Origin of the sequence: Piscibacillus sp. B03, assembly GCF_052246295.1 — a bacterium.
Classification (GTDB): Bacteria; Bacillota; Bacilli; order Bacillales; family Alkalibacillaceae; genus Piscibacillus.
In genome coordinates this window covers 1-906 of sequence record NZ_JBQQCO010000094.1, presented here as the reverse complement: position 1 = coordinate 906, position 906 = coordinate 1, and the positions used below count along the sequence as shown (strand labels likewise).

The window sequence follows — 906 nt, the reverse complement described above, 5'->3', positions numbered from 1 at the left end:
AATAAACTGTACTCATACATCTAATATAAACACCCTCACCTTCAGTTCCCCCTGTTGTCGTAATCCATCGATTAAAGGCGGACATATCACCCGTCACTACAACAGTCCCAGGTCCATTAAAAGGCTTGGGGTATTCCCAATATGTGGATTCAGCACTTTGATATAAAGCCCCTGTATCATTTGTCGCATTCAATGTTCCGATGTTGGCCCAGCATATTTGCAAGCCATCTGAATATCTTACATAACTACCATTCTCATTCTCTCCACTTTCAACCACAAAAGAGACTTGTTGCCAGTCTCCCCAATCCACATCAGACGATATCGCATTATTAGCACGTTTATACTCAGCTAAAATCTCATACCCACTTTGATAATCCCATCTAAAGATCGTGATGGTTTGTACTCCTGTATTGGTTCGGTTTCCAATGGTATGAACATAAGCCCTTAGAGATCCCAATCCAACCCCAAAATCAGATGGACTAATGCCAATTGAATTTAACCAATCTGAAAAGATATCAGCTTGGGCATCTCCACTCATGTAGAATTGTGAAATTCCTTCTGAGTATTCTTCTGGTTTTGCGTCAACTGACTTAATATCGACAGTATTAATCTGGTCACCTACTTGACGAGCAACTTGAACACGTCCACAGACCTCATTATCTCCTCGTTCATCAGTAATTTGGGTATCATCAATGAATGATTTTCCAGCCTCTATATAGACTTGGGCTAACGATAATTCATAAATCGTATCATTTCGTATTAAGCCTGGTGGTTCTGGAACTTCAGCTTCTTCTCCGCGTTTAACAAACGCTCGAATATAACGTGATTCAATATCTCGATCCAATCGTAAAACCACTCGGTCGATTCGATCTAGTGACGCATCAGCCGGTTCATGTGGGCAAGTAA

At 40.9% G+C, this 906-nt stretch carries 1 pseudogene; it reads right to left on the bottom strand.

Going from position 1 to position 906, the window contains the following annotated elements:
- A pseudogene (locus ACTWQB_RS17345) lies at window positions 1-906 on the bottom strand (hypothetical protein); the annotation flags it as partial.